General features: G+C 62.3%; 4 protein-coding genes. All 4 read right to left on the reverse strand.

What is annotated here, in order from left to right; all coding sequences use genetic code 11:
* The coding region (locus tag Q8K99_12190; GenBank protein MDP2183313.1) for a diguanylate cyclase at positions 1-844 on the reverse strand (844 nt) is incomplete at its 3' end.
* A gap of 156 nt (positions 845-1000) precedes the next feature.
* The gene (locus Q8K99_12195) at positions 1001-1354 is read right to left on the reverse strand and encodes a DUF5615 family PIN-like protein (GenBank protein MDP2183314.1); all 354 of its coding nucleotides are present in this window, start codon (positions 1352-1354) and stop codon (positions 1001-1003) included.
* The gene (locus tag Q8K99_12200; protein ID MDP2183315.1) at positions 1351-1587 is read right to left on the reverse strand and encodes a DUF433 domain-containing protein; all 237 of its coding nucleotides are present in this window, start codon (positions 1585-1587) and stop codon (positions 1351-1353) included. Before Q8K99_12200 ends, Q8K99_12195 begins: the two co-directional genes overlap by 4 nt.
* A gap of 120 nt (positions 1588-1707) precedes the next feature.
* Positions 1708-2694, reverse strand: a complete 987-nt coding sequence (locus tag Q8K99_12205) for an SDR family oxidoreductase (GenBank protein MDP2183316.1) — start codon at positions 2692-2694, stop codon at positions 1708-1710.
* Between the last annotated feature and the right edge of the window lie 167 nt (positions 2695-2861).

Consider the following 2861-nt stretch of genomic DNA (forward strand, 5'->3'; position numbering starts at 1 on the left):
CGGTCTTCGCAGCGTACATACGCGAATCCGCCACGCGGGTCAGCGTCCTCAGCTCGTTGCCATCCTCCGGTGCGTGAGCCGCCCCCATGCTCACGCCGGTACCGAAGAAGCGAGCGCCCACCTCCGCGAGAAGATCGCCAAACCGCATGTGCAGGACCTCGTAGCCCTCTCGACCGGCCCCCGGCAACACCAGTGCGAACTCATCGCCCCCGATGCGGTAAGCCGCATCGGAGACTCGACAGCCTTCCCGCAGCGCCTGAGCAACAGCAGCCAGTAGGGCGTCGCCCGTGGCATGGCCCCGCTCGTCGTTGACGCGTTTCAGTTCGTCGACGTCGGCGATCGCCACGGTCAGCGGTGTCTTGTCTCGCAAGGATCGGGCGAGTGATCTCTTCAGGTCTCTCTCGAACGCCCTGCGATTCCCGAGGCCGGTCATCACATCCTCGAGTGCCATGCGCTCCACGAGCCGATGCTCAGCTTCAAGTTCGAGTGCGGTCTCGTCGAGAGCCCTGGTGCGGTGCTGGAGCTGTTCAACCAGGACGGAGATGGCTACGCCTTCGACCGTGAACACCGTCACGCGTATCCACTCGGATACCGAAGTCATGAACACTTGCGGTCCGATGATCAGTGGGATGCCTGCCGAAAGCGAGAGCGCCGTGGTCGCGAGACCTGCAGTCGCTCCTCCTATCGCTGAGGCGAGAATCACCGCCGAAATGTAGAAGACCAAGGCCATGTCCGACCCCGCGAGATGGGACGCGAGGGCAAGCCGGAGCCATGTGATGGCCGCCGCGGCTACCGCGCCGACGAGGATGCCTGCGATCTTGTGTTGGCGCCAACTTGAGGGCACTGGTCCCGCCGAATCCACTCCTGCTGCCAGCGCCGCTTGTTCAGCGCCGTGCCGCGTGTCCGTCCAACGCTTGGCGCATGAGCAGACGCCCAGCGCCCTTCAGGTCATTCTACCTTCCGGCGTTCTGCTCGATGCGCTTGTTCGCTGAGTCCCGGACTACGCGGGAGGGCGGATTCGAACCAAGCTAGGCGACACGACCGTGAACGCTCCGGGCATCTTGACGCCGTGATCGCGGACGGCGTCAGCGACGAGTGTGGCCTTGTCGTCTGACGACAGACCCGACAGGCGAACGAGCAGCACGCCTGAGGTCACTCGCCCAAGACGAAAGACCAGTTCACCGAAGTCCTTGTCGACCGTCACGAGAACGCGCCGGTCATTGTTCGCTCGCTCGAGCACCTCATCGTCGGTTATGCCGGGAGCGAGTTCTGCGACGTATTCGACGTCGTGGCCCTCGTACCTGAGGCGCTCGACGATGCGAGTCTCGACACCCTCGTCCGCGAGGAGGTTCACGCGACGGACTTGGGGGTGGGGTAGGCGACGTCGGCCCTCAGTGCCTCAGCCCCGAACCGAACGGCCGCCAAGACACCCTCGCGGGTCAGGCGCGGATGTGCCTCAAGTATCTGCTCGATGGTCTCACCGGCGCCAAGGTCCTCAAGAATGGCTTCAGCGGTGATTCTGGTGCCCTCGACGATCGGTTTGCCCATCATCACGCCGGGCTCAGAGACTATGCGTTGCGCAGCCATCACAGACACCTCCTAGAGTGCCTACAACGATACCACCATCCGAGGACGTTGCCGTGCTCGGGAATCTCAGCGAACGTCTGAGGATAACCTGCGAGCAGGTTGACGCGCGTTAGGCAGCACTCACGCACCAGCATAGGCCTTGAGAATGCGGTCCATTTCCGTGTGCACCGCCTCGTCTATGTGCCGACGTTCCTCGTCGGCCGCAAACCATGCCAGAGTCCGCCGGATGCCATCCTGGAAGGGTATCGTGGCCTGGAAGCCAGGCACGAACGTCTTGATCTTGCTGTTGTCGAACACCGCGCTCCACGTCTTGTCGCCCAACAGACTGCCAGCCATCTGCGGTGCGACTCGCGCGATGAAGTCCGACGGAATATGCACGATCATCGCCTCGACACCCAACGTTTCGGCGATGGTCCGGTAGATCTGATTCCAAGTGAGCACTTCGTCAGAAGTGATGTGGAACGCCTGACCCAACGCTCGCTCATCCCCCAGCAGCCCGAGGAACCCTCGCCCAAAGTCGTCCGCATGTGTCACAACCCACAGCGACGAGCCGTCGCCGTGCACGATGATCGGCCGACCCGTTATCAGCCGATCCGCCAACGTGTAGCTGCCCCACCCGCCGAGGGCGATCGGGAGATTTGAGTCGTAGGTCATCGAGGGACGCACAATCGTCACGGGGAAGCCCTCATGGTGGTACGCCAGCATCAGCCGTTCTTCGCAGGCGATCTTGTTTCGCGCGTACTCCCAATACGGGTTGTGCAACGGCGTCGACTCCGTGATCAGATAGTGAGCTGGCGGCTTCTGGTACGCCGAGGCCGAGCTGATGAAGACATACTGCTTGACCCGACCTCGGAAGAGAGCAAGATCACGCTCGATGTCATCTTGCGCGTAGGCGATCCAGTCGACGACGACGTCGAACTCCAAGTCCTGCAAGGCGGCGCGAACGTCTGCCAGGCGGTTGATGTCAGCATTCAAACCATGGCTGCCAGGTAGATGCGCAATCCGCGACCCGCGATTGAGCAAATAGAGCTCGAATCCTTGGGCAATCGCCATCCGACTGACCGCGGCGCTAATGAAGCCGGTACCACCGATAAACAGCACCCTCATCGCAGGCCACTCTCTCTGGTTGGCTGTCTAGTCACCATGAGATGGCCGGCCCGAATCCGCGTATAACGTGGATCATCCGCGGGAACACGCCCGCGGTGCCGACACACGGAGGGACCGGCCATGCAACAGCTTACCCATATCGGGCTGGACGTGCACAAGGAGACCAT

This window comes from Actinomycetota bacterium, from assembly GCA_030682655.1.
Classification (GTDB): domain Bacteria; phylum Actinomycetota; class Coriobacteriia; order Anaerosomatales; family JAUXNU01; genus JAUXNU01.

Excerpts from the sequence above, each read along its gene's own strand:
- Q8K99_12200 (MDP2183315.1), bottom strand. The coding sequence starts at position 1,587 with ATGGCTGCGCAACGCATAGTCTCTGAGCCCGGCGTGATGATGGGCAAA.
- Q8K99_12205 (MDP2183316.1), bottom strand. The coding sequence starts at position 2,694 with ATGAGGGTGCTGTTTATCGGTGGTACCGGCTTCATTAGCGCCGCGGTC.